Source organism: Novosphingobium sp. B-7, from assembly GCF_000410615.1.
GTDB lineage: Bacteria > Pseudomonadota > Alphaproteobacteria > Sphingomonadales > Sphingomonadaceae > Novosphingobium > Novosphingobium capsulatum.
In genome coordinates this window covers 1,988-2,369 of sequence record NZ_KE148380.1, presented here as the reverse complement: position 1 = coordinate 2,369, position 382 = coordinate 1,988, and the positions used below count along the sequence as shown (strand labels likewise).

Annotated in this window: 1 protein-coding gene; it reads left to right on the top strand. The window is 69.4% G+C overall.

Going from position 1 to position 382, the window contains the following annotated elements:
- Positions 1 to 258 precede the first annotated feature (258 nt).
- The coding region (locus H926_RS35595; RefSeq protein WP_371256277.1) for an MHYT domain-containing protein at positions 259 to 382 on the top strand (124 nt) is incomplete at its 3' end.

Genomic DNA, 382 nt, shown 5'->3' with positions numbered 1-382 from the left:
CGGCTGGGGCTGGCGCGCGGCATCGCGGCGCAAGGCCTGCGTTTGCCGCCGCCCCATGCCCTGGCGCAAGTGCCTGTACCCCTGGCTGATCGCAACGAGGCCGAGGCGATCCATGCCCGGCTCAAGGCGCGCGCAGCCACTTGGGATTGATGGCGGGCACCAAAGCCCGACCCGTGCGTTGCGCACCCCGATCCGCCACCGCGGCATGTCCCTAGATGGCCATTGCCGGGGTCGTGGTTCTGTGGGAGCAGGGAGGCCATGAACACGACCGGAACGCACGAGGCCAATCTGGTCATTCTATCGATTCTGATCGCGGTGTTCGCCTCGTTCACGGCGTTGAGCCTGGCGGGCCGGGTGCGCGTGGGCCAGGGTTGGGCGCGCC